The organism is Pseudomonas sp. FW305-7, from assembly GCF_058786735.1.
The window spans coordinates 194,396-216,354 of the sequence record NZ_JBYSZA010000005.1 but is presented as its reverse complement, the minus strand read 5'-3'; the positions used below and the strand labels follow the sequence as shown (position 1 = coordinate 216,354).

At 61.1% G+C, this 21,959-nt stretch carries 25 protein-coding genes; 14 read left to right on the top strand and 11 right to left on the bottom strand.

Annotation, left to right across the window (positions count from 1 at the left end; all coding sequences use genetic code 11):
* Positions 1-3: 3 nt before the first annotated feature.
* The 4 genes from AC3WMT_RS09520 to AC3WMT_RS09505 form a co-directional block, all read right to left on the bottom strand.
* Positions 4-1,269 carry an ABC transporter permease gene (locus AC3WMT_RS09520; protein WP_103303740.1) on the bottom strand — a complete coding sequence of 422 codons (1,266 nt, stop codon included), beginning with the start codon at positions 1,267-1,269 and terminating at the stop codon, positions 4-6.
* A 1-nt stretch (position 1,270) separates the two neighbouring features.
* Entirely contained in the window at positions 1,271-1,981 is a 711-nt protein-coding gene (locus AC3WMT_RS09515; RefSeq protein ID WP_103303739.1) for an ABC transporter ATP-binding protein, read from the bottom strand.
* Between the two features lie 139 nt (positions 1,982-2,120).
* Complete coding sequence (locus AC3WMT_RS09510; RefSeq protein ID WP_103303738.1) at positions 2,121-2,714, bottom strand: DUF2796 domain-containing protein; 594 nt, start codon at positions 2,712-2,714, stop codon at positions 2,121-2,123.
* 158 nt (positions 2,715-2,872) lie between these two features.
* On the bottom strand, positions 2,873-3,439 hold the full coding sequence (locus AC3WMT_RS09505; protein WP_103303737.1) for a hypothetical protein: 567 nt from the start codon (positions 3,437-3,439) through the stop codon (positions 2,873-2,875).
* Between the two features lie 216 nt (positions 3,440-3,655).
* On the opposite strand from AC3WMT_RS09505, the gene AC3WMT_RS09500 reads away from it, so the two are divergent.
* Positions 3,656-4,012, top strand: coding sequence for a hypothetical protein (locus tag AC3WMT_RS09500; protein ID WP_103303736.1), 357 nt, complete (start codon positions 3,656-3,658; stop codon positions 4,010-4,012).
* A gap of 74 nt (positions 4,013-4,086) precedes the next feature.
* Here AC3WMT_RS09500 and trxA read toward each other — a convergent pair whose 3' ends face one another.
* The 3 genes from trxA to AC3WMT_RS09485 all read right to left on the bottom strand — a co-directional run bounded on the left by trxA (position 4,087) and on the right by AC3WMT_RS09485 (position 6,262).
* On the bottom strand, positions 4,087-4,959 hold the full coding sequence (trxA, locus tag AC3WMT_RS09495; RefSeq protein ID WP_103303735.1) for a thioredoxin: 873 nt from the start codon (positions 4,957-4,959) through the stop codon (positions 4,087-4,089).
* Between the two features lie 188 nt (positions 4,960-5,147).
* Positions 5,148-5,801 (bottom strand): class I SAM-dependent methyltransferase, encoded by a 654-nt coding sequence (locus AC3WMT_RS09490; protein WP_103303734.1) that lies wholly within the window; start codon positions 5,799-5,801, stop codon positions 5,148-5,150.
* A complete protein-coding gene (locus tag AC3WMT_RS09485; RefSeq protein ID WP_103303777.1) occupies positions 5,798-6,262 on the bottom strand; it encodes a YbaY family lipoprotein in 465 nt (154 codons plus the stop codon). The genes AC3WMT_RS09490 and AC3WMT_RS09485 overlap by 4 nt, the downstream gene beginning before the upstream one ends.
* Positions 6,263-6,390: 128 nt before the next feature.
* On the opposite strand from AC3WMT_RS09485, the gene nrdR reads away from it, so the two are divergent.
* The 12 genes from nrdR to AC3WMT_RS09425 all read left to right on the top strand — a co-directional run bounded on the left by nrdR (position 6,391) and on the right by AC3WMT_RS09425 (position 15,322).
* Positions 6,391-6,855 carry a transcriptional regulator NrdR gene (nrdR, locus tag AC3WMT_RS09480; RefSeq protein ID WP_003228656.1) on the top strand — a complete coding sequence of 155 codons (465 nt, stop codon included), beginning with the start codon at positions 6,391-6,393 and terminating at the stop codon, positions 6,853-6,855.
* Positions 6,852-7,985: a bifunctional diaminohydroxyphosphoribosylaminopyrimidine deaminase/5-amino-6-(5-phosphoribosylamino)uracil reductase RibD gene (gene ribD / locus AC3WMT_RS09475; RefSeq protein ID WP_103303733.1), complete on the top strand. Its 1,134-nt coding sequence runs from the start codon at positions 6,852-6,854 to the stop codon at positions 7,983-7,985. The genes nrdR and ribD overlap by 4 nt, the downstream gene beginning before the upstream one ends.
* A 47-nt stretch (positions 7,986-8,032) precedes the next feature.
* Positions 8,033-8,698 carry a riboflavin synthase gene (locus AC3WMT_RS09470; protein WP_103303732.1) on the top strand — a complete coding sequence of 222 codons (666 nt, stop codon included), beginning with the start codon at positions 8,033-8,035 and terminating at the stop codon, positions 8,696-8,698.
* Between the two features lie 16 nt (positions 8,699-8,714).
* Positions 8,715-9,806: a bifunctional 3,4-dihydroxy-2-butanone-4-phosphate synthase/GTP cyclohydrolase II gene (ribBA, locus tag AC3WMT_RS09465; protein WP_103303731.1), complete on the top strand. Its 1,092-nt coding sequence runs from the start codon at positions 8,715-8,717 to the stop codon at positions 9,804-9,806.
* A 186-nt stretch (positions 9,807-9,992) separates the two neighbouring features.
* Positions 9,993-10,469 carry a 6,7-dimethyl-8-ribityllumazine synthase gene (gene ribH, locus AC3WMT_RS09460; RefSeq protein ID WP_003228649.1) on the top strand — a complete coding sequence of 159 codons (477 nt, stop codon included), beginning with the start codon at positions 9,993-9,995 and terminating at the stop codon, positions 10,467-10,469.
* Entirely contained in the window at positions 10,466-10,966 is a 501-nt protein-coding gene (gene nusB, locus AC3WMT_RS09455; protein WP_103303730.1) for a transcription antitermination factor NusB, read from the top strand. The genes ribH and nusB overlap by 4 nt, the downstream gene beginning before the upstream one ends.
* Before the next feature lie 27 nt (positions 10,967-10,993).
* On the top strand, positions 10,994-11,959 hold the full coding sequence (gene thiL, locus AC3WMT_RS09450) for a thiamine-phosphate kinase (RefSeq protein WP_103303729.1): 966 nt from the start codon (positions 10,994-10,996) through the stop codon (positions 11,957-11,959).
* Positions 11,956-12,459, top strand: coding sequence for a phosphatidylglycerophosphatase A family protein (locus tag AC3WMT_RS09445; RefSeq protein WP_103303728.1), 504 nt, complete (start codon positions 11,956-11,958; stop codon positions 12,457-12,459). Before thiL ends, AC3WMT_RS09445 begins: the two co-directional genes overlap by 4 nt.
* Positions 12,460-12,496: 37 nt before the next feature.
* Entirely contained in the window at positions 12,497-13,243 is a 747-nt protein-coding gene (locus tag AC3WMT_RS09440; protein WP_103303727.1) for a substrate-binding periplasmic protein, read from the top strand.
* Positions 13,244-13,488: 245 nt separating this feature from the next.
* Complete coding sequence (gene ribA / locus AC3WMT_RS09435; RefSeq protein WP_103303726.1) at positions 13,489-14,106, top strand: GTP cyclohydrolase II; 618 nt, start codon at positions 13,489-13,491, stop codon at positions 14,104-14,106.
* Positions 14,103-14,522 (top strand): MFS transporter, encoded by a 420-nt coding sequence (locus tag AC3WMT_RS09430; protein ID WP_103303725.1) that lies wholly within the window; start codon positions 14,103-14,105, stop codon positions 14,520-14,522. Before ribA ends, AC3WMT_RS09430 begins: the two co-directional genes overlap by 4 nt.
* A complete protein-coding gene (locus tag AC3WMT_RS09425) occupies positions 14,522-15,322 on the top strand; it encodes a cobalamin-binding protein (protein ID WP_103303724.1) in 801 nt (266 codons plus the stop codon). The genes AC3WMT_RS09430 and AC3WMT_RS09425 overlap by 1 nt, the downstream gene beginning before the upstream one ends.
* Before the next feature lie 150 nt (positions 15,323-15,472).
* Here AC3WMT_RS09425 and AC3WMT_RS09420 read toward each other — a convergent pair whose 3' ends face one another.
* From AC3WMT_RS09420 to AC3WMT_RS09405, 4 genes are all read right to left on the bottom strand, one after another.
* Positions 15,473-17,356: a TonB-dependent receptor domain-containing protein gene (locus AC3WMT_RS09420; RefSeq protein ID WP_103303723.1), complete on the bottom strand. Its 1,884-nt coding sequence runs from the start codon at positions 17,354-17,356 to the stop codon at positions 15,473-15,475.
* Between the two features lie 171 nt (positions 17,357-17,527).
* A complete protein-coding gene (gene dxs, locus AC3WMT_RS09415; RefSeq protein ID WP_103303722.1) occupies positions 17,528-19,426 on the bottom strand; it encodes a 1-deoxy-D-xylulose-5-phosphate synthase in 1,899 nt (632 codons plus the stop codon).
* A gap of 91 nt (positions 19,427-19,517) precedes the next feature.
* Positions 19,518-20,405 (bottom strand): (2E,6E)-farnesyl diphosphate synthase, encoded by an 888-nt coding sequence (ispA, locus tag AC3WMT_RS09410; protein ID WP_103303721.1) that lies wholly within the window; start codon positions 20,403-20,405, stop codon positions 19,518-19,520.
* Positions 20,402-20,644 (bottom strand): exodeoxyribonuclease VII small subunit, encoded by a 243-nt coding sequence (locus AC3WMT_RS09405; RefSeq protein WP_003228627.1) that lies wholly within the window; start codon positions 20,642-20,644, stop codon positions 20,402-20,404. Before AC3WMT_RS09405 ends, ispA begins: the two co-directional genes overlap by 4 nt.
* Before the next feature lie 500 nt (positions 20,645-21,144).
* On the opposite strand from AC3WMT_RS09405, the gene AC3WMT_RS09400 reads away from it, so the two are divergent.
* The gene (locus tag AC3WMT_RS09400; protein WP_103303720.1) at positions 21,145-21,936 is read left to right on the top strand and encodes a YfaP family protein; all 792 of its coding nucleotides are present in this window, start codon (positions 21,145-21,147) and stop codon (positions 21,934-21,936) included.
* Positions 21,937-21,959: the final 23 nt, after the last annotated feature.

Below are 21,959 nucleotides of genomic sequence, written 5' to 3'. Positions count from 1 at the left end.
TCCTCATAAACGGATCGACAGGCCATCGGCCAGAGATTGGCGATACGCGCGCCAGGCCGGCACGCTGCCCATCAGCAGCGCGGCCGCCAGAATGCCACCGAGCAGCGTCCATTCATACTCGCTCGGCCACGCCAGCGGCAGATACAAGCCGTAATTGGCCTGCACATAACTTTGCGCAGCGGCGATGCCGATGTACAGCAACGCCAGCCCGGCGATCACCCCGGTCAACGCCAAGGCAAAGGCTTCCAGTACCAGCAGGCTCGCGATGTGCCACGGCCGTGCGCCGACCGAACGCAGGATCGCCATCTCTCGACGCCGCTCGTTGAGGCTGGTGAGAATCGCCGTGAGCATGCCGATCAACCCGGTCAGCACCACGAACAGCGAGACCACGAACAAGGCTTTTTCAGCAGTGCTCATCAGGCTCCACAATTCCTGCAGGGCCACGCCCGGCAGGATCGCCAGCATCGGTTCGCCACGGAACTCGTTGATCTCGCGTTGCAGGGCAAAGGTGGAAATCTTGCTGTTGAGGCCGAGCATGAACGCGGTGATCGCTTGCGGCGTCAGGTCCATGTTGCGTGCCTGATCCGCCGTGATCCGGCCGTTGCCCCGCGCCGGCACGCCGTTGTGCCAGTCAATGTGAATTGCTTCCATGCCACCGAGGCTGATGTGCAGCGTGCGATCCACCGGGGTGCCGGTGCGCTTGAGAATGCCGACCACAGTGAACGGCTTGTCGTCGTGCTTGACCAGACTGATCGCCGCCACGCCGTGAGCCAGCACCAGTTGGTCGCCGAGCTTGTAATGCAGGGCCTCGGCTACTTCGGCACCCAGCACCACTTCAAACGGATCGGTGGCGAAGGCGCGACCATCGGCCAGTTGCAGATGCTGCTGGCGGCCGTACTGGTAGTGCTCGAAATAGGCCTCGGTGGTGCCCATCACACGATAGCCGCGATGGGAATCACCCAGGGACATCGGGATCGCCCACTTCACTTTCGGGTTGTTGGCGAAATGTTCGAAGCTGTCCCAGCGGATGTTATTGGTGGCGTTGCCGATGCGGAACACCGAGTACAGCAACAGGTTCACCGAGCCGGAACGGGCGCCGACGATCAGGTCGGTGCCGCTGATGGTGCTGGCGAAACTGGCTTTGGCTTCGGTGCGCACCCGTTCTACGGCGAGCAGCAGGCACACCGACAGGGCAATGGCGAAGGCAGTGAGCAACGCAGTAAAACGGCGGTTGGCCAGGCTGGCCATGGCCAGACGAAACAAATACATCTCAGACCTCGGCAGACGTGGCGGCGCGATTGAGCTCGGCCAGGGACAGGTGACGGTCGAACAGTGGCGCCAGGCTCTGGTCGTGGCTGACGAACAACAGACTGGAACCGGCCTCGCGGCATTCGGCGAACAACAGGCGGATGAAGTTCTCCCGGGCGTCGTAGTCCAGTGCCGAAGTCGGCTCGTCAGCGATCACCAGTTCCGGTTGGCCGATCAATGCACGGGCGGCGGCGACTCGTTGTTGCTGACCAATCGACAGCGAATCGGCACGACGACTGAGGATGCTTTCATCCTTCAGACCCAAGTGGGCGAGCAACGTGGCCGCGGCTTGATCGACGCTGCCGTGACGCTGTTTCGCCCGCTCGGCGCGTAGTTTGGAAAAGTGGCAGGGCAACTCGACGTTTTCGCGCACCGAGAGGAAGGGCAGTAGGTTGAATTGCTGAAAGATGTAGCCGGTGTGATCGACGCGGAAGGTATCGCGGGCGCCGGCGGAGAGTTCGGTCAGCTCCTGGCCGAGCAGGCGAATGCTGCCGCGATCGGGCTTCTGCACGCCGCCGAGCAGGCCGAGCAGGGTGGTCTTGCCGCTGCCGCTGGGGCCTTTGAGGAACAGGGTTTCACCCGGCTCCAGACGAAACGCCGGGATGTCCAGCAGCGGCGGGTGACCGGGCCAACTGAAGCCCAGGTCGGACAGTTCGATGAGTGCTTGAGTCATTTGAAACCGGTCGGATAGTTGAGTGGCCCTTGTGTAAGAGTGAGCCTGCTCGCGATGGCGGTGGGTCAGTCAGCATGGTTGCCGAATGTGCCAGCGTCATCGCGAGCAGGCTCACTCCTACAGGGGATCTCTATAGGATTCAGAATTTCAGCGCAGCAGCCTTGGCCGTCACTTCGGTGCCTTGCTGGCCGCTCGCGCTGATCAGTTGTACCTGAATCTTCTGGGTGGCCGGGAAGGTATTGAAGATGTTCGCCAGATCCAGCGTCTTCAGTGCACCCGGGGCCGCGCAGTTGAACTGATAGTGCGCATGGATTTCGCTGTGGTCGTGGTGATGTTCGTGACCGTCCTTGGCCGCTTCATCGTCGTCATGGTCGTCGGCATCCGGCTTGTCACCGAACAACGGGCTTTCCAGTTCCTGGCTGACCACTTTGCAACCGGCAGCGGCCGGCAGATTGAACAGGGCCAATGGCTTCTCAAGCTGAGCGCGGGCGGCGGCGACTTTGGCTTTGTCGGCGTCAGTGCTGGCGACGTGTTCAAATCCGACCAGATTCATCGCCGGGCTTTCCAACTCCAGTTCCAGGGTCTGGCCATCGAGTGCGGCATTGAGGCGACCGACACCGTGTTCATGCGCGCCGAGGCTGCCGTGTTCATGGTCGTGATCATGCTCATCGGCAGCATGGGCGATGGCCAGCGGCAACAGGGCAAACGGCAAAGCGAGCAGCAGACGACGCATGGCGGTCTCCGGGAAGTAAAGTGAAGAGTTTGTTATGTAATCTTATAACGAAAGTGCGCAGAGTTTGCCCGTGCGCTCCGTTTTGCGCAAGGCAAGACTGAGCTCCGCCCGGGACAGATTCCAGAGCGGTGCGTAGATTGCAGGTCATGCTTGTAGAGTCAGAAGCCTGCACCTGGATAGTCGAACCAGTAATGGCCCGAGAGCACATGCCTGGTCAGATTTGCATCGAGTACGTGCGGGGCATCGCGAGTGAAGCGCTGGCGCCAAGCCGGAAGCCACCAGTAGTTGATTGCTGTTCCGCGCGGCAGTACCACAAGCTTCATCACTTCCCGATCGATGCTGTGCTCTTTGTAGAGTTGATGGCTGCGATCCATGAAACCCATGTACTGACTGATCGGCAAATGGAACATCAACGCCGTAGTGAATATTTTTTCACTCTGACTGAACGCCGGGCTTTGCAGTATCTGCAGCGCTTCGCAGGTGTACAGCTGTGATTGGCCAGCAATCTTTTGGCCTTCGGCAGTGGAAAGTATGTCGAAACGGTCATCCATGTCCCGCCAGTCGATACGAGCGTTGTGCTCAAAGTAGTCACGAATGAATGCGGTAAGTGGCCCTGATGTAGTCGCGTCGCGTTGGCACGATGAAAGGTCGACAGGCGACCAAAAACGCCAACCCGCGATCAGCAGAAGCACAATTGTCAGGAGTACCCAAAACAGGCGGTTCATTTGAGCGGGTGACACTTGATGCCTTTGTGGCTGCATCAGATTGGGCCTCCCTTCGAGGCCAGTTTTCGTCCTGAAGACATGGGCATCCTTTCCAAGGGAAAGAGAGCAATGTAGATGATTGCGTGAAAAGTGTCAGACGCATGTGATGCAGGTGCGCTTGGCGTTACACAAGTCCCGTGGGAGCATGCAGGTTAGAAATGTGCGGGAGCGAACTCAATGCTGCGGATACGCGGAACCGTCGGTGACGTGCCGGTGGATTTGACAGTGGAACTGGATGACAGCGATTGGGCGAAGCTGGGCTCGGCCCTTGGCGCGCAGCCGCAGATTGCTCAAGCGGCAACCGCTTCGGCGCCAGTGGCGAAACCGCTGAATCAGGACGATGCCTTGTGGCAGGTCGCCAGGGATTTGCTGCGCAAGGCTGGCCAGCTCAGCGGGCCGGATCTGCTCGAACAACTGGAAGGGCTGACGGGCAGCGCGGTTTCAGGCAAGCGCCTGTTGGTGCGTTTGCGCCATAGTTCGGACGTGAAAGTGGTGAGCGGCGGGGATACGCCGCTCTACAGCTGGATCGAGTAGAGCGTAAAAGATCGCAGCCTGCGGCAGCTCCTACAGGAGGGACGTAAGCTGCCGAAGGCTGCGATCTCTTGATCTTAATAAAGCGCGGCAAACACCTTGCGACGGTACACATTCACCAACGGATGATCGTTACCGAGCAACTCGAACACTTGCAGCAAGGTCTTGTGCGGCAAACCTTCGCCATAGCTGCGGTTGCGGATGAACAACTTCAGCAGTGCCTCCAGCGCGGCTTCGTACTGCTGACGAGCCAGTTGCTGAATCGCCAGTTGATAGACAGCTTCATCGTCCTGCGGATCTTTCGCCAAACGCGCTTTCAGGTCGGCAGCGTCCGGCAGGTCGCGGGCAAGGCCGAGAAACTTGATCTGCGCCTTGGCCCCGGCCAGAGCGGCCTTGTGCTCATCGCTCTTGACCGCGTCGAGCACGGTTTGCGCTTCGTCCAGTTCACCGCGTTCGGTCAGGCAGCGGGCGTAGAGGATCAGCGCCTTGGCGTTGGTGTTGTCTTCATTGAGCATGACCACCAGCGCCGCTTCGGCATCGGCGAAACGGCCGTCATCAAACAAGGCCTGAGCCTGTTCGAATGGATCGGCAGCGGCCGGCGCCGGCATCTGCACATGCGGCTCAAGCAAGGCGCGTACGGCGGATTCCGGTTGTGCCCCGGCAAAACCGTCGACCGGTTGCCCGTCCTTGAACAGCACCACGGTCGGCAGACTGCGAATGCCGAAACGGGCGACGATGTCCTGTTCGATGTCGCAGTTGACCTTGGCCAGCAGCAGTTCGCCCTGATAGCTCTCGGCAATGCCTTGCAGCATCGGCATCAGCGCTTTGCACGGCGCACACCATTCGGCCCAGAAATCCACCAGCACAGGTTTGTTGAAAGAGGCTTCGATTACCGACTGGTCGAAATCGGCAGTCGTGGCGTCGAAGATATACGGCGTTGGCTCACTCATGGGGGATCTCGTCAAAGCGTGGATGGGGCAACTATACGGCTTGGTTGGGTGTGGCCGAAAGTTAGAGATGAGTTGTCAGGGAGGACGCCATCGCGGGCAAGCCCGCTCCCACAGGGTTCTGTGTCGTATACAAAATCTCGGTTCGACTCGGTCACTGTGGGAGCGGGCTTGCCCGCGATGCTTTTTAGTCAGCGCCGGGCGTGGTACAGGCTGACATGGCGAAACTCTTCAGGCTCCGCCAGATCCGGCAAGGTCATCGCCTCAAGCATCTCAATCCGCTCATACAAAGGATGCTGAAAGTCCCGAACCCGCGAATCCGCCACCAACGCTTCACGGCCACGGCTGAGAAACGCATCAAGCAACGGCAGATTCTCCCGGTCATACAACACATCCGCCACCAGGATCAGATCAAAGCGATCCGCTTCGGCAAAAAAGTCCGTCGAATAACTCATCTGCACATCGTTGAGTTCGGCATTCGCCCGGCACGCGGCGATCGCCAGCGGATCGAGATCGCAGGCCACCACTTCCAGTGCCCCGGCCTTCACTGCGGCAATCCCGGCGATGCCGGACCCTGCGCCGAAATCCAGCACGCGTTTGCCACGAACCCATTCTGGAAACTCGGCCAGATAACGCGCCACTGCCAGGCCACTGGCCCAGCAAAAACTCCAGTACGGCGGTTCGTGCAGGATTCGCTGGGTTTCTTCCTGACTGAATTCGCGGGCCATGTTGTCGCCGTCGATCAGCCACAGCTTTAAATCGGTGTCCGGCAACGCACAGGCCTTGAGTCTGGCGTCGCCGAGCAATTCACCTAAGGCCTGTTGCAGGTCGAGCGGTGCATTCATGGTGCTTTGACAAATTGCAGTTGGCCCAGCGCCTGTGTGGTCGGCTGAGTGATGGTCTGCGACGGCAGGTGCAGGATCAACTGGCCGGACTGGCTGGCGCGGCCGCGTAGCTCAACCCGTGCCCCGGCCGGAAACGCGTCCGGGTTGAAGCGCAGGCGAAACGGCAGGATCTGGTTGTTGCCGATCAGGCTGGAACTGGCGAGCAATTGTTGCGGACGATCCTTTTCATCGATCACCAGCAGTGCCAGTTCGACTTCGGCGCCCGCCGGTACGCCTTGCAGGGTGCCGCTCAATTCGCGCTGATAGGCGGGAAGCGGGCCGAGGTCGGCGGCCTCCTTGGCTTTTTTCTGTGCCTGTTGAGGCGCAGGTCCCGGCGTCGGCGGTTGCGGCTTGGGCGCATCGCTGCCACAGGCCACCAGCAGGCTGAAAAGACTGAGCAAAACGAGCGGACGTAAAGGCATTGGCGGCTCCGGCAAAATGAAATCCATGGATCAAACGATCATGCCCGTCTGTATACCGCAAACCCTATGGCTTGTCTTGCCACCGGGATGCGCTACCATGGCCCTCCCTTTTTTTGTTGCCAGCCACCATGCACTGTCCCTTCTGCGGTGCCAACGACACCAAGGTCATCGACTCGCGTCTGGTCGCCGAGGGCGAACAGGTGCGCCGCCGGCGTGAATGCCTGGCCTGCGGCGAACGTTTCACGACGTTCGAGACGGCCGAACTGGTGTTGCCGCGCCTGATCAAAACCGACGGCAGCCGCCAACCGTTCGATGAAGAAAAACTCCGCGCCGGTATGCAACGCGCCCTGGAGAAACGTCCGGTGAGCGTCGAGCGCCTCGAATCCTCCCTGGTCCATATCAAGCACAAGCTGCGTGCCACTGGCGAGCGCGAGGTCAAATCCCTCGTGGTCGGCGAACTGGTGATGGCCGAGCTGCAAAAGCTCGATGAAGTGGCCTACATCCGTTTCGCCTCGGTGTACCGACGCTTCCAGGACCTCAACGAGTTCCGCGAAGAGATCGACCGCCTCGCCCGCGAACCGGTGAAAGAATGACCCGCGCCGCCGAGCAGGCCATCCTCGACGCCCATTTCATGGCCCGCGCGCTGGAACTGGCGCGCAAAGGTCACTACACCACGCACCCCAACCCTCGTGTGGGCTGCGTGATTGTGAAGGACGGGCAGATTGTCGGCGAAGGCTGGCATGAACGTGCCGGCGAACCGCACGCCGAAGTCCACGCCTTGCGCGCCGCCGGTGAACTGGCCCGGGGCGCCACCGCTTACGTGACGCTGGAACCTTGCAGCCACCATGGCCGCACGCCGCCGTGTGCCGATGCGTTGGTCAATGCCGGCGTTGGGCGTGTGGTCGCAGCAATGCGCGATCCCAACCCGCAAGTGGCCGGCCGTGGCTTGCAGCGTTTGGCAGATGCCGGTATCGCCACCGAAAGCGGCGTGCTGGAAGGTGATGCGCGCAAGCTCAATCAAGGTTTCCTGAAACGCATGGAACACGGCTTGCCGTTCGTGCGGGTCAAGTTGGCCATGAGCCTCGACGGTCGCACGGCGATGGAGAGCGGCGAGAGCCAATGGATCACCGGCCCGGCCGCACGTTCGGCCGTGCAGCGTTTGCGCGCCCAGGCCAGCGTGGTGCTGACCGGTGCCGACACGGTGCTGGCCGATGGCGCCCGCCTGACCGTGCGCGCTGACGAGTTGGGCCTCGATGCCGAACAAACTGCGCTGGCCATGAGTCGCCCGCCATTGCGCGTACTGATCGACGGCCGTCTGCGGGTGCCGCTCGACGCGCCATTCTTCAAGGCTGGGCCGGCGCTGGTTGCCACCTGCATGGCGGTCGAAGAGCAATACGCCAACGGTCCGGAATGCCTGATCGTGCCGGGCGATGACGGTCAGGTCGATCTGCATCAACTGCTGATCGAACTGGCCGGCCGTGGCGTCAATGAAGTGTTGGTCGAGGCTGGCCCGCGTCTGGCCGGTGCGTTTGCTCAGCTCGGTCTGGTCGACGAGTTCGTGATCTTCATCGCCGGCAAGTTTCTGGGTTCCTCGGCACGTCCGCTGCTGGACTGGCCGCTGTCCTTCATGAAGGACGCCCCCGAGCTGAAAATCACTGAAATTCGCGCGGTTGGCGATGACTGGCGAGTCACTGCCATCCCTGTTCCATCGGCGAGCGTATAATTCCCGACCATCGCGTTAGCGCTGGCTTCGTTCTCAAGGAGAACCCCATGTTTACCGGCATCATCGAATCCATCGGCAGTATCCGTGCACTGACCCCAAAGGGCGGCGATGTACGGGTGCATGTTGCAACCGGCAAGCTCGACCTGAGCGACGTCAAACTCGGCGACAGCATCGCGGTCAACGGCGTCTGCCTGACGGCGGTTGAATTGCCGGGCGACGGTTTCGCTGCCGACGTCAGCCGCGAAACCCTCGACTGCACTGCCATGAATGACCTGAAAAGCGGCAGCCCGGTCAATCTGGAAAAAGCCCTGACGCCGACCACCCGTCTCGGTGGGCATCTGGTCAGCGGCCACGTCGACGGTGTCGGCGAGATCGTCTCGCGCGCCGACAATGCCCGCGCTGTGGAATTTCGCATCCGCGCGCCGAAAGAACTGGCCAAGTACATCGCCCATAAAGGCTCGATCACCGTCGACGGCACCAGCCTGACCGTGAACGCGGTCGATGGCGCCGAATTCATGCTGACGATCATTCCGCACACCCTGAGCGAAACCATCATGGCGTCCTACAAGCCAGGTCGCCGGGTGAATCTGGAAGTCGACTTGCTGGCGCGTTATCTGGAGCGTCTGCTCTTGGGCGACAAGGCCGCAGAGCCGAGCGCTGGCGGTACGATCACTGAAAGCTTTCTGGCCGCCAACGGCTACCTCAAATCCTGACTGAAGGGGGTGCCTTGTGGCGCTCAATAGCATCGAAGAACTGGTTGAAGACATCCGCCAAGGCAAGATGGTCATCCTCATGGATGACGAAGACCGCGAGAACGAAGGCGACCTGATCATGGCCGCCGAATGCTGCACGGCTGCGCACATCAACTTCATGGCCAAGCACGCCCGTGGCCTGATCTGCATGCCGATGAGCCGCGAGCGCTGCGAACTGTTGAAGCTGCCACTGATGGCCCCGCGTAACGGTTCCGGTTTCGGTACCAAGTTCACCGTGTCGATCGAAGCGGCCGAAGGCGTGACCACCGGCATCTCCGCCGCCGACCGTGCACGCACCGTGCAAGCCGCTGCCGCCAAAGACGCCAAGGCTGAAGACATCGTCAGCCCGGGCCACATCTTCCCGCTGATGGCGCAGGCCGGTGGCACCCTGGCTCGCGCCGGCCACACCGAAGCCGCTTGCGACCTGGCGCGCATGGCCGGTTTCGAGCCGAGCGGCGTGATCTGCGAAGTGATGAACGACGACGGCACCATGTCCCGCCGCACCGAACTGGAAGCTTTCGCTGCCGAACACAACATCAAGATCGGCACCATCGCCGACCTGATTCACTACCGGATGATCCACGAACGTACCGTTCAGCGGATTGCCGAGCAGCCGCTGGACAGCGAACTGGGCCAATTCAACCTGGTGACCTATCGTGATTCGGTGGAAGGCGACGTGCACATGGCCCTGACGTTGGGCACTGTTTGCGCCGAAGAACCGACCCTGGTTCGCGTACACAACATGGACCCTCTGCGCGACCTGCTGATGGTCAAGCAACCGGGCCGCTGGAGCCTGCGCGCCGCGATGGCTGCGGTTGCCGAAGCGGGCAGCGGTGTGGTGCTGTTGCTCGGTCACCCGCTCGATGGTGACGTGTTGCTGGCGCACATCCGTGAAACCGGTGATCAGGCCGCGCCGAAAAAACCGACCACCTACAGCATCGTCGGTGCCGGTTCGCAGATCCTGCGTGACCTCGGAGTGCGCAAAATGCGTTTGATGAGCGCGCCAATGAAATTTAATGCGATATCCGGTTTCGATCTGGAAGTTGTAGAATACGTGCCCTCCGAATAATGACCGGTTGTTTCCGGCATTGTTGACATGGATTCTTGTGGTGAGGGGATTCATCCCCGACGGCTGCGCAGCGGCCCCTGTTTTGGGACTGCTACGCAGTCCATCGGGGATAAATCCCCTCGCCACAGCTAATATCACTGAGGGATGCGTACGAGACGCGTCCCGGCTCTTTAAGAGAACTGACGAATGACCCTGAAGACCATCGAAGGTACCTTCATCGCCCCTAAAGGCCGCTACGCTTTGGTAGTGGGCCGCTTCAACAGCTTCGTTGTTGAAAGCCTGGTCAGCGGTGCAGTTGATGCCCTGGTTCGCCACGGCGTGAGCGAAAGCGACATCACCATCATCCGCGCACCTGGCGCCTTCGAAATCCCGCTGGTCGCGCAGAAAGTCGCCCAGAAAGGTGAGTTCGCAGCCATCATCGCCCTCGGCGCAGTCATTCGTGGCGGCACTCCGCACTTCGAATACGTAGCAGGCGAGTGCACCAAGGGTCTGGCCCAGGTGTCCATGGAGTTCGGCGTACCGGTCGCGTTCGGCGTCCTGACCGTTGATTCCATCGAGCAAGCCATCGAACGTTCCGGCACCAAGGCCGGTAACAAAGGTGCCGAAGCTGCCCTGTCCGCTCTGGAAATGGTCAGCCTGCTGGCGCAGTTGGAGGCCAAGTGATTAGCGACGAAAGCGATCGTTTCAACCCGCGCGATCCAAAACCTGCGGATGCCGGCAAGCCCTCGAAAAGCGTCAAGCGTCGCGAAGCCCGTCAGCTCGCGACTCAAGCGCTGTACCAGTGGCACATGGCTCGGCAATCGCTGAACGAGATCGAAGCGCAGTTCCGCGTTGATAACGATTTCACTGATGTCGACGGTGCTTACTTCCGCGAAATCCTCCACGGGGTTCCGCAGTTCAAGACCGAAATCGACAACGCCCTGACGCCTTGCCTGGATCTGGCGATCGAAGAGCTGGACCCGGTTGAACTGGCCGTTCTGCGCCTGTCCACCTGGGAGCTGCTCAAGCGCGTCGACGTGCCGTACCGCGTTGTGATCAACGAAGGTATCGAGCTGGCCAAAGTGTTCGGTTCGACCGACGGCCACAAGTTCGTCAACGGCGTACTCGACAAGCTGGCTCCGCGCCTGCGTGAAGCTGAAGTGAAGGCGTTCAAGCGCTGATCGGCGCTTGAACTCTTTGTCTCAGCCATGGGCGAGTTTGAGCTGATCCGCAATTTCTTCGCCGCCGCGCCTTGTGCGCAGGGCGGCGAGGGCGTTGCACTGGGAATCGGCGATGACTGTGCCCTGCTGGCGGTTCCTCCCGGGGAACAGCTGGCGATTTCCACCGATACGCTGGTGGCCGGCGTGCATTTCGCTGACCCCTGCGATCCGTTTCTGCTCGGTCAGCGCTCGCTGGCCGTCGCGGTCAGCGATCTGGCCGCCATGGGCGCCACGCCCGTTGCCTTTACCCTTGCCCTGACTGTGCCGACGGTGACCGCCGATTGGCTGCAAGCCTATGCCCGTGGTTTGAACCGCATGGCGCAGAGCTGCGGCGTTGCGTTGGTGGGCGGCGATACCACGCGTGGGCCGTTGAGCCTGACCGTCACCGTGTTCGGTCGAGTTCCCGCCGGACAAGCCTTGACCCGCAGCGGCGCGCAACCGGGGGACTTGTTGTGCGTCGGCGGCGAGCTGGGCAATGCCGCCGGCGCATTGCCGCTGGTGCTGGGCCAGCGCGACGCCGCGCCGGAGATTGGCCAGCCATTGCTCGACCACTATTGGTCGCCGCAACCGCAACTGGCCCTCGGTCAGGCCTTGCGCGGCAAAGCCACGTCAGCGCTGGATATCTCCGACGGCTTGCTCGCCGATTGCGGTCATATCGCGCTGGCATCGAAGGTTCGACTCGAGATTGAACGCGAGCGCGTGCCGTTGTCGGATGCATTAGTGGCGTTTCTCGGGCAGCGCGGTGCCGAACGTGCAGCGTTGAGCGGCGGCGATGATTATGTGCTGGCGTTCACCTTACCGTCCGTCGAGTTGCCGGAGCTGCTGGTCGGCGGTTGGCCGATTCACGTGATCGGCCGTGTGACCAAGGGGCAGGGCGTGGCGCTGCTGGATCGCGAGGGGCGTGACATCACTCCGCAAATCCGGGGCTATCAACATTTTCAGGAGACACCGTGACAGATCACCCGAAACAGGTTCCGGCCGAATTCGTGCCGCCGTCGGTCTGGCGCAATCCCTGGCATTTCCTCGCGTTCGGCTTTGGTTCCGGCACGCTGCCGAAAGCGCCGGGCACGTGGGGCTCGCTAGTTGCGCTACCCTTTATCCCGTTGTGGCAGATGCTGCCCGATTGGGGATACTGGCTGATGCTCGGGATCACCATGCTGTTCGGCTTCTGGCTGTGCGGCAAGGTCGCCGACGATCTGCGGGTACACGACCACGAAGGCATCGTCTGGGACGAAATGGTCGGGATGTGGATCACCCTGTGGCTGGTGCCGGAAGGTTGGTACTGGTTGCTCGCGGGTTTCCTCGTGTTCCGTTTCTTCGACATTCTCAAGCCGTGGCCGATTCGCTGGGTCGACCGGCATGTCCATGGCGGCTTTGGCATCATGCTCGACGACGTGCTGGCCGGTGTCTTTGCCTGGCTGGCGATGCAGGGGCTGGTGTGGCTGTTCACCTGATCCCAAGGGGCGTCAGGGTTACGTGAGGGGACTGGGGATGGCTCGACGTTGGTGGGCGCTTGTGTTTTTTATCCTGCTGGGCACTGTCGCCAATGCGCAGGACGCCGCGCCGACGCCTTCGGTCATTCATCTGGCCAGCGAAGACTGGGAAGATTACACCGCCGCCGATGGTCATGGCCTCGGCTGGGACGTGTTGCGCAAGGTGTTCGAGCCGGCCGGGGTGAAACTCGACATTCGTACCGAGCCTTACACGCGTTCCGTGGGGCTGGCTCAACGCGGCGAAGTCGATGCCTGTGTCGGCTCTTATCATGAAGAGACCAGTGATCTGCTCTATCCGCGCTGGAACTTCGACACCGATCATATCTACGCGCTGGGCCTCGCCAGCAATCCGGCACCGAGTCCGGAAACCCTGGGCAACTATCGACTGGCCTGGGTACGCGGCTACGACTACCAGAATTATTTGCCCAACGTGAAAAGCTACAACGAGGTCATTCGGCGCACCGGGATTCTGTCGATGCTGACCCACAACCGTGCCGACTATTACATTGATGCGCAGACTGAAGTCGATTACGTGGTCGGCCGGGCCAGGGATCCGTCGCAGTTCCGTAAAACCCATATCGCCGAACTGCCGCTGTACCTGTGCTTTGCCAATACGCCACAGGCCCGCACATTGATGGCGTTGTATGACCAGCGCATGGACCAGTTGGTGAAGAGCGGCGAGCTGAAGCCGATCTTCGAGAAGTGGAAGCAGCCGTATCCGTTCGTCTCGACGGATCACGATTGACCGGCTGGTAAAGAACCCTGTGGGAGCTGGCTTGCCAGCGATAGCGCTGGGTCAGTAACCGCAGTGGTGGCAAATATGACGCCATCGCTGGCAAGCCAGCTCCCACAGGGAACGCCGTGTTCTTGGCTTAGTTATCAAACTTTTTGATCGTTATGCCCGATAATTCAGCCTAAGCGCCTGCCCAAAGCTGCTGTTACAATGCCGCCCAGCGAATCTTCAGACTTTTTTAGATCAGGAGCACACCGGTGCCTGTCGTTTTTGTCGCCGCTTCCAAGCTGCCAACGCCTTTTGCGCAATTCACCATGCACGGTTTTCTCGATGAAGCCACCGGCCGCGAGCACGTTGTGCTGAGCCTGGGTGATTTCGCCGACGGTGCCCCGGTACTCGGCCGGTTGCACTCCGAATGCCTGACGGGCGATGCCTTGTTCAGTCAGCGTTGCGACTGCGGCTCGCAACTCGAAGGCGCGCTCAAAGCCATCGCCCGTGAAGGTCGTGGCGTGCTGCTGTACTTGCGTCAGGAAGGTCGTGGCATCGGGCTGTTGAACAAGATCCGCGCCTACGAATTGCAGGACGGCGGCGCCGACACCGTTGAAGCCAACGAGCGTCTGGGTTTCGCCGCCGACCAGCGCGACTACGCCATGTGTCTGCCGATGCTCGAGCATCTGGGCGTCAAGTCATTGCGACTGATGACCAACAACCCGCGCAAGGTCAAAGCCTTGACCGACATGGGCATCACCGTCGCCGAGCGCGTGCCGCTGCACACCGGGCACAACCCGCACAACAAACTCTACCTGGCGACCAAGGCCAGCAAGCTCGACCACATGATGGGCAACGAGCATCAGGGCGAGGTCGACCGCGCGTGACCCGCGGTCAGGTGCGCCGTCGCCTCAGCGTCGACTGGTGGAAATACCTGGCGCTGGCGCTGGTGCCGTTGTTTGTCTTCAACGCACTGTTCGGTGAGGGCGAAGGGATCATGCCGGTGCTGGCGATGCCGTTCTTTATCGCCGGCGTGGCGTCGATGTTTGTCAGCCTGAAGTTTTTCGGCCGTTATAAACACGCACTGATCGCCACCCAGAAAGCCCTCGATACCCCTGAAGAACCTGCGGCGTGGATCGCTCTCGCGGCGCGTCGTCGCAGCGCCTTCCTTGTGGCTGCGCTGCCGGCGTGGATCGGAGCGCTAGCGGTGTTCGTCGGCCTCGAAGCAGTGCCGTTGATGCTGCTGGCGTTGTCCACGGCAGTGCTGTTCTACCTCTACCGTATTCCGCGTCAACTCGGTTGATGCGCCAACTCTGGCTGGCGGTTCTGCTGCTGGCCGCCAATGCTCCGGCGCTGGCGAGTCTGCGCGTGGTCAGCCTCGCGCCGTCTCTGTCGGAAATCGTCGTTGAACTGGATTCAGCCGACCTGCTGGTCGGCGTGCTGGATGCCGGCGAGCGTCCGGCGGCCCTTGCCGGGGTGCCTTCCGTTGGCCGCTATGGCCAGCTCGACATGGAGCAACTGCTCAGCCTGAAACCCGATCTGTTGTTGCTCTGGCCCGGCAGTGTCGGCCCGGCACAGCGTGATCAGCTCAAGCGGTTAAACATCCCCACATTCGTCGCCGAACCGCACAGCCTTGAACAGCTTTCCGGGCAGATCGAAGCGATTGCCGCTCAACTGGGTCGGCCTGAGCGGGGGCTGAAGTTGGCGGCGGATCTGCGCAAGACACTTGATGGCCTGCGCCAGCGCTATCGTCGCGACACGCCGCTCAAGGTGTTCTATCAAGTCTGGGACAAGCCGCTGTATACGGTGGGCGGAGGGCAGATCATCAGCGATGCGCTGCAGGTGTGCGGGGCGCGCAACGTGTTCGCCGACCTGAGTCTGCCGGCGCCGCAGGTGAGTATTGAAGCCGTGTTGCAGCGCAATCCCGAGGTGATTCTGGCGAGTGATCAGGCGCAGCTCGATGCGTGGAAATCCTGGCCGCAGGTGGCGGCGGTGACGCAGGGGAAACTGCTGCTTGTCACTGACAAGGGCCTGGAAAGGCCCAGCTGGCAGATGATCGATGCGACAGCCAAGCTCTGCCACCTCATCGCGCCTGACCGATAACCTGTGGTGAGGGGATTTATCCCCGACCGGCTGCGTAGCAGCCGTAAACCGGTGAGCTCAATCTGGCTGATTCACTGAGGTGTCTGTATTGGGGCTGCTTCGCAACCCATCGGGGATAAATCCCCTCGCCACAGTTGATCGAGGTTGATCTTAGAGTTGCGGCGTCCAAGTGACGCCAAACATCCACGCCCGACCTTCCTCGCGATAACCATACTGGCTGCCGTCATAGCTGTAGTTCGCCCGGCTGTAGCCCTTGTCCAGCAGGTTATCCACCTTCAGATCCAGCTTGATCTCGCGGTTCAGTGCCCAGCTGCTGCGCAAGCCGAACAATGCATAGCCGCCCAACGACTGCCGGTTATCCCGGTCGTCATAGCTGCTGCTTACCACCTGCCAACTGGCGCCGAGGCTCAGACGGTCGAACTGCCGATCCAGATCCCAACTCAAGGTCCGCCGCGCACGCCGCGCCAGGGTATGGCCAGTATCGCGGTCGCGTGGGTCAATGATCGATACGCCAAGGTTGCTCTGCCAGCCGAACAGTTGCTGTTTCAGCGCCGCTTCAAAACCGTTGATCCGCGCTGAGGCGACGTTCTCGGGTCGTGAATTGCTGCCGAAAATGATCGCGTCTTCCAGGTCCGTACGGTAAATCGAGGCTTCGAGACGGCTGCTGTCGTTCAACTGGCTGCGCCATTGCAGCTCGTAGCTTTTCGAGGTTTCCGGTTTCAGATTCGGGTTGCTGAAATCCGGGTAGTACAGATCGTTGAAGGTCGGCGCGCGGAAGCCTTCGCTGTAGCTCAGCAACAGGTCGTTGTCTGGGTTCAGCGGCAGAGTGAACGTACCGCTCCAGGTGTTCTGGCTGCCGAATTGCTGGTTGTCGTCGTGACGCAGGCCCAGTTCGGTGGAGAAGCTGTCGGCCTGATAGCGATGCTGGATGAACGCGGCGCGGTTCCAGCGGCTGTCCTCATCGAACGCGGTGCTGCTGTTGACCCGGTCTTCATACCAGTCGCCACCAAGGATCAGGCTGTTACGTGCATCCAGTGTCAGGTCGTTCTGCCAGTTCACCGAGTCGCGGTAGGTGTTGAACACCGTGCGTTCATCGCTAAGCTTGTCGAGGGTCTTCTCGCGGTTCTCGGTATGGCCGAATTCGACGCGGGTTTTCCAGGTTTCGTTGATCCGGGCATCGACGTAACTGCTGACGCTGCTGACGTTGAAATCGCTGTAAGGCTGCTGCTGCACCGATTCGAAAGTATTCATGTCAAAACGACCGAATGGGTTGTCGAATTCGCTCTTGCCACGGTTATCCAGCAGGTTGGCACCGACTTCGATGTCATCAGTCAGTGCATGACTGAGACTCAGGCTGAGAGACTTGTTGCGGTAAGCATCGTGATCGCTATCGCTGGGATATGACTCGTGGGTGCGATCAATGCCGGCGGTTTCATCGAGACTGGCGCCGAGGTTGAAGCGGGTTTTGTCATCGCCGCCAGACAAGCCGAGGCTGCGCTCCAAGGTCTGGTTGCTGCCGACGCCAGCATGCAGGCGCGGCTGCAAACCCTGCTCAGTGCCGCGCCGGGTGAAGATCTGAATCACCCCGCCAATCGCGTCGCTGCCGTAAATCACCGAACGCGAACCGCGCAGCACTTCAACGCGCTCGATCTGCTCGATGTTCAGGTGTTGCAGGTTGCTGTCGCCGGAAGTGGAACTGCCGATGCGCTGGCCGTCGACCAGCACCAGACTCTGCGCCGACTGCGTACCGCGAATATAAATCCCGGGCAGGCTGCCGCGCCCGCCGGCCTGCGCCACCTGCACGCCCGGCACCCGACGCAGCAGGTCTGGCACATCGCTCGGTTGCAGGCGGTCGATGTCTTCGCGGGTAAATACAGTGTTGGCCGCGCTGCTGTCGTTGCGTGTTTCGACCTGGCGGTTGGCGCTGATCAGCGTGTCAGGCAGCTTCAGCGCTTGATCGCGTTCGAAGGTGTCGGCGAGGGCGCTGGCGGCTGGCAGCAGAAGGAAGGGCAGGGCGAGGCGCGAGAGTTTCATCGGGCAGTCCAATGGTGTTTCAGGTGTTCACAAATTTTTGGAGTTCTACAAAACACTGTGGGAGCGGGCTTGCCCGCGATGAGGCCGGCACATTCAACATCAATGTTGACTGTGCCGACGCCTTCGCGGGCAAGCCCGCTCCCACATGGGGTATTGCATGTATCCAGCGATTTAGCGGTTGAGCAGTTCCAGACGCTCGCGGATCGACGCTTCGATTCCGGCCTCATCCAGCCCGCACTCCGCCAGCATCTGCGCCGGTTTCGCGTGCTCGACGTAGCTGTCCGGCAAGCCCAGATGCAGCATCGACTTGAGAATATTCTCGCGTGCGAGAAATTCGCTGACCGCGCCACCGGCGCCGCCCATGATCGCGTTCTCTTCGATCGTCACCAGCAACTCGTGGCTGCCGGCAATCTCGCGCACCAGTGCCTCATCCAGCGGTTTGACGAAACGCATGTCGACCACCGTCGCATCCAGCTTCTCGGCGACTTTCAGCGCCTCGGTCAGTTGCACGCCGAACACCAGCAGAGCGACGTTGCTGCCCTGGCGACGGACGATGCCCTTACCTATTTCGATAGGCTCGAGATCTTTCTCGATGGTCGCATTCGGGCCGCTGCCGCGCGGGTAACGCACCGCCGCCGGGCCGTTGTACAGGTGGCCGGTGGTGAGCATTTTGCGCAATTCGTTCTCATCGCTCGGAGTCATGATGAGCATGCCCGGGATGCAACGCAGGTACGACAGATCGAAACTGCCGGCGTGGGTCGGGCCGTCTTCGCCTACCAAGCCTGCACGGTCAATGGCGAACAGCACGTCGAGGTTCTGCACCGCCACATCGTGGACGAGTTGATCGTAGCCACGCTGGAGGAATGTCGAGTAGATCGCCACCACCGGTTTCGCGCCTTCGCAGGCCATGCCGGCAGCGAACGTCACCGCGTGCTGTTCGGCAATCGCCACGTCGAAGTAGCGCAGCGGGAAGCGTTCGCTGAACGCCACCAGATCCGAGCCTTCCTTCATTGCCGGGGTAATCCCGACCAAGCGTGGATCAGCCGCCGCCATGTCACACAGCCACTCGCCGAACACTGCCGAATACTTCGGCCCGCCGGCTTTCTTCGGCGCAGCGGCCGGGGCGTCCAGCGGTTCGAGTTTGGTGATTGCGTGGTAACCGATCGGGTCGACTTCCGCCGGGGCGAAGCCTTTACCTTTTTTGGTGACGATGTGCAGGAACTGCGGGCCTTTGAGGTCACGCATGTTGCGCAGCGTAGCGATCAGCGTTGGCAGGTCGTGGCCGTCGATCGGGCCGATGTAGTTCCAGCCCAGCTCTTCGAACAGCGTGCCGGGGACCAGCATGCCTTTTGCGTATTCTTCGGTGCGACGGGCGATTTCCCAGGCGCCTGGCAGGCGCGACAGGACTTTCTTGCTGCCCTCACGCATGCTCGCGTAGGTGCGGCTGGAAAGGATCTTCGCCAGATAGTTCGATAGACCGCCGACGTTGCGCGAGATCGACATGTCGTTGTCGTTGAGGATCACCAGCATGTTGGCGTCGACTTCCGGCGCATGGTTCAGCGCCTCGAAGGCCATGCCCGCCGTCAGTGCGCCGTCGCCGATCACGGCAATCGCCTTGCGATCACTGTTTTGCAGGCGGGCGGCAATCGCCATGCCCAGCGCTGCACTGATCGAGGTGCTGGAGTGGCCGACGCCAAAGGTGTCGTACTCGCTCTCGGAGCGGCGCGGGAAAGCGGCGATGCCATTCTTCTGGCGCAGGGATTCCATGCGCTCGCGGCGACCGGTGAGGATTTTGTGCGGATACGCCTGATGACCGACGTCCCACACCAGCCGGTCGTCCGGGGTGTCGAAGACGTAATGCAACGCGATGGTCAGCTCGATGACGCCCAGGCCGGCACCGAAATGCCCACCGGTCTGGCCGACCGTGTAGAGCAATTCCAGGCGCAACTCATCGGCCAGGGTTTCCAGCTCGGCTTCGCCTAACCGGCGCAGGCCGTCCGGCGTATTCGCGCGGTCGAGCAGGGGCGTGGTCGGGCGCTTGCGGGGAATCTCATGAAACGTCGTGGGCATCAGGCGAATCGTTATAGGTATAAAAGATGCGGCAGTTTACCTGATGCATCGCCCCCTGCCCACGCGTTGGTCTTTTTTGGCTGATTCGCCGTCAGTTGCGGCGCTCGACGATATACCGGGCCAGCTCGCGCAACGGCTCGGCTGCCGCGTCAAACGGTCGCAGGGCGTGCAGGGCCTGATCGCGCAGTTCCAGGGCATAGGCCTTGGCGGCGTCCAGACCGAGCAGGGCCGGGTAGGTCGGCTTGTCGCGGGCAATGTCGGCGCCCTGGCGTTTGCCGAGGGTTTCGGTATCGCTTTCGACGTCGAGGATGTCGTCCTGCACCTGGAAGGCGAGGCCGATGGCCTGTGCATAAGTCTGCAGGGCCTTGAGTTCCTCCTGCTCGGCCCGGCCGCTGGCCAGGGCGCCGAGTTTGACGCTGGCCTCGATCAACGCGCCGGTCTTGTGCCGGTGCATCTGTTCGAGGGCTTTCTGATCGAGCTTCAGGCCAACCGAGCCGAGGTCGATGGCCTGACCGCCGACCATACCCGCCGGGCCTGCCGCATGCGCCAGCGTTGTGACCTGTTGCAGGCGAATGTCTGTGCTCAGATCGCTCAGGCGCGGGTCGAGCAGGGCGCTGAAGGCCAGGCTCTGCAAGCCGTCACCGGCGAGAATCGCGCAGGCTTCATCGAATTTCTTGTGGGTGGTCGGCTGACCGCGACGCAGATCGTCGTCGTCCATCGCCGGCAAATCGTCGTGCACCAGCGAATAGGCGTGGATCAGTTCAACGGCGCAGGCCGCGCCGTTGGCCTGCTCGGGCTTGCCACCGAGGGCTTCGCATGCGGCATAGGCCAGTAGTGGACGCACGCGTTTGCCGCCGTTCATCACGCTGTAGCGCATCGCTTCGTAGAGGCGCGCCAGTTCCGGCAGCGGGGCGTTGAACAGGGTTTCCAGGGCCGCGTTGACCCGCGCCTGACTGGTCGCCGAATACGCTGCAATCATTCTGGCTGTTCCGCGTCGAAGGGTTCCTCGGCGAGTTCGCCATCGCGCTCCAGCAGCACTTGCACCTTCTGCTCGGCTTGCGCCAGCGCTGCCTGGCAGTCACGGGTCAGACCGATGCCCTGCTCGAAAGCGGTCAGCGAGTCTTCCAGCGACAATTCACCATTCTCCAGACGCTCGACCAGTGTTTGCAGGTCGGCGAGGGACTGTTCGAAATCCAGTGCAGCTTTTTTGCGGGCCATGGCGGCGATTTCCGGTTGACGTTAAACCGGCGCGACACTAGCAGATAGGGGGGTTATGGGCAAATGAGGTACCTGGTCCAAGGCCGTGCACATAACCCTGTGGCGAGGGGATTTATCCCCGATGGGTTGCGCAGCAACCCCAAAAACAGCCGACCGGTTTTTTCAGGGAAAACCGTGGGTAACGGTTTACGACTGCTTCGCAGCCGATCGGGGATAAATCCCCTCGCCACAGGTTTTTTAGGGATTCATGAAGGTTAAGGCTTATTCGGCTCATTTTGTGAGCCGAATAAGAGCGCTATTCTGCTCACGCTCAACAACACTGCGTGATTCTCACCGCAAATCCAGATGTATCCGATTGTTAAAAAACTGCCGAATGGCTAATCTTCGCGCCTTCTACGACCCGACAGTCACGGGTCTTTCAGACGAAACGCAGTTTTCACCGCTGTGAAGTACCGAGGATCAGGTGCAAGGTTTCGTTCAGGCATGGCAGGAGGCATTACATGCGTTCATTTCTTATGCTGCTGATCGGGTTGGCCTGCGCGCCCGCGCTGCTGGCCGCGCCGACTGCCGAGTTGGCGGAACCGGTGGGCGGCTGGCGTTATCACGGTTTGCTCGACCGCACGGAAAACCCGCAAGTCGCCTACCCGACGCCGCCGATCGATCGCGGCATCCAGCGTAATCGCACAATGATCGAAGGCCAGCTCAAAGCCATCGGCCATATGCGCCCGCCGCACAGCCTCGCCGTCAACGGCAATCCCCTGAATCTGTACACCGACGACCAGGGGCGATTTGCCCGCCCGTATGCGTTTGGCGCGGGGTCGAACAGCGTCGAGGTGATCAGCGCCGAAGGCCAGTCGCTCAAGCGCGTGCAATTTTATGAAGCAAATAACCTGCGCACGCCGGCGAAAATTCGTCTTGTCTTGGGATGGGACGATCCGAAAGCCGAACTTGATCTGCACATTGTCACGCCCGATGGCCAGCATGCCTTTTGGGCGCGGCCGGCGCTGAGCAACGGCGGCGGTCTCGACCCGGATGGCGTCGATGGTCCCGGTCCGGAGATGTTCACCATGACCGCGCCGCTGCATGGCACCTATCTGGTTTACGTCAACTATTGGGGCAACTACGGTAACGGCGGCTATAACTTTGATGAGACCAGCAACCAGAACGAGGTGATTACCTCGCAAATCACGCTGGTGCTCAACGAAAACACCGTCGACGAAAAACGCGAGACCTTCATCGTGCCCCTGCGGGCGATCGGTGATCTGCTGCTGGTCAAGACTTTCAACTATTAAGCATCCCGCCACGGATGAAATCG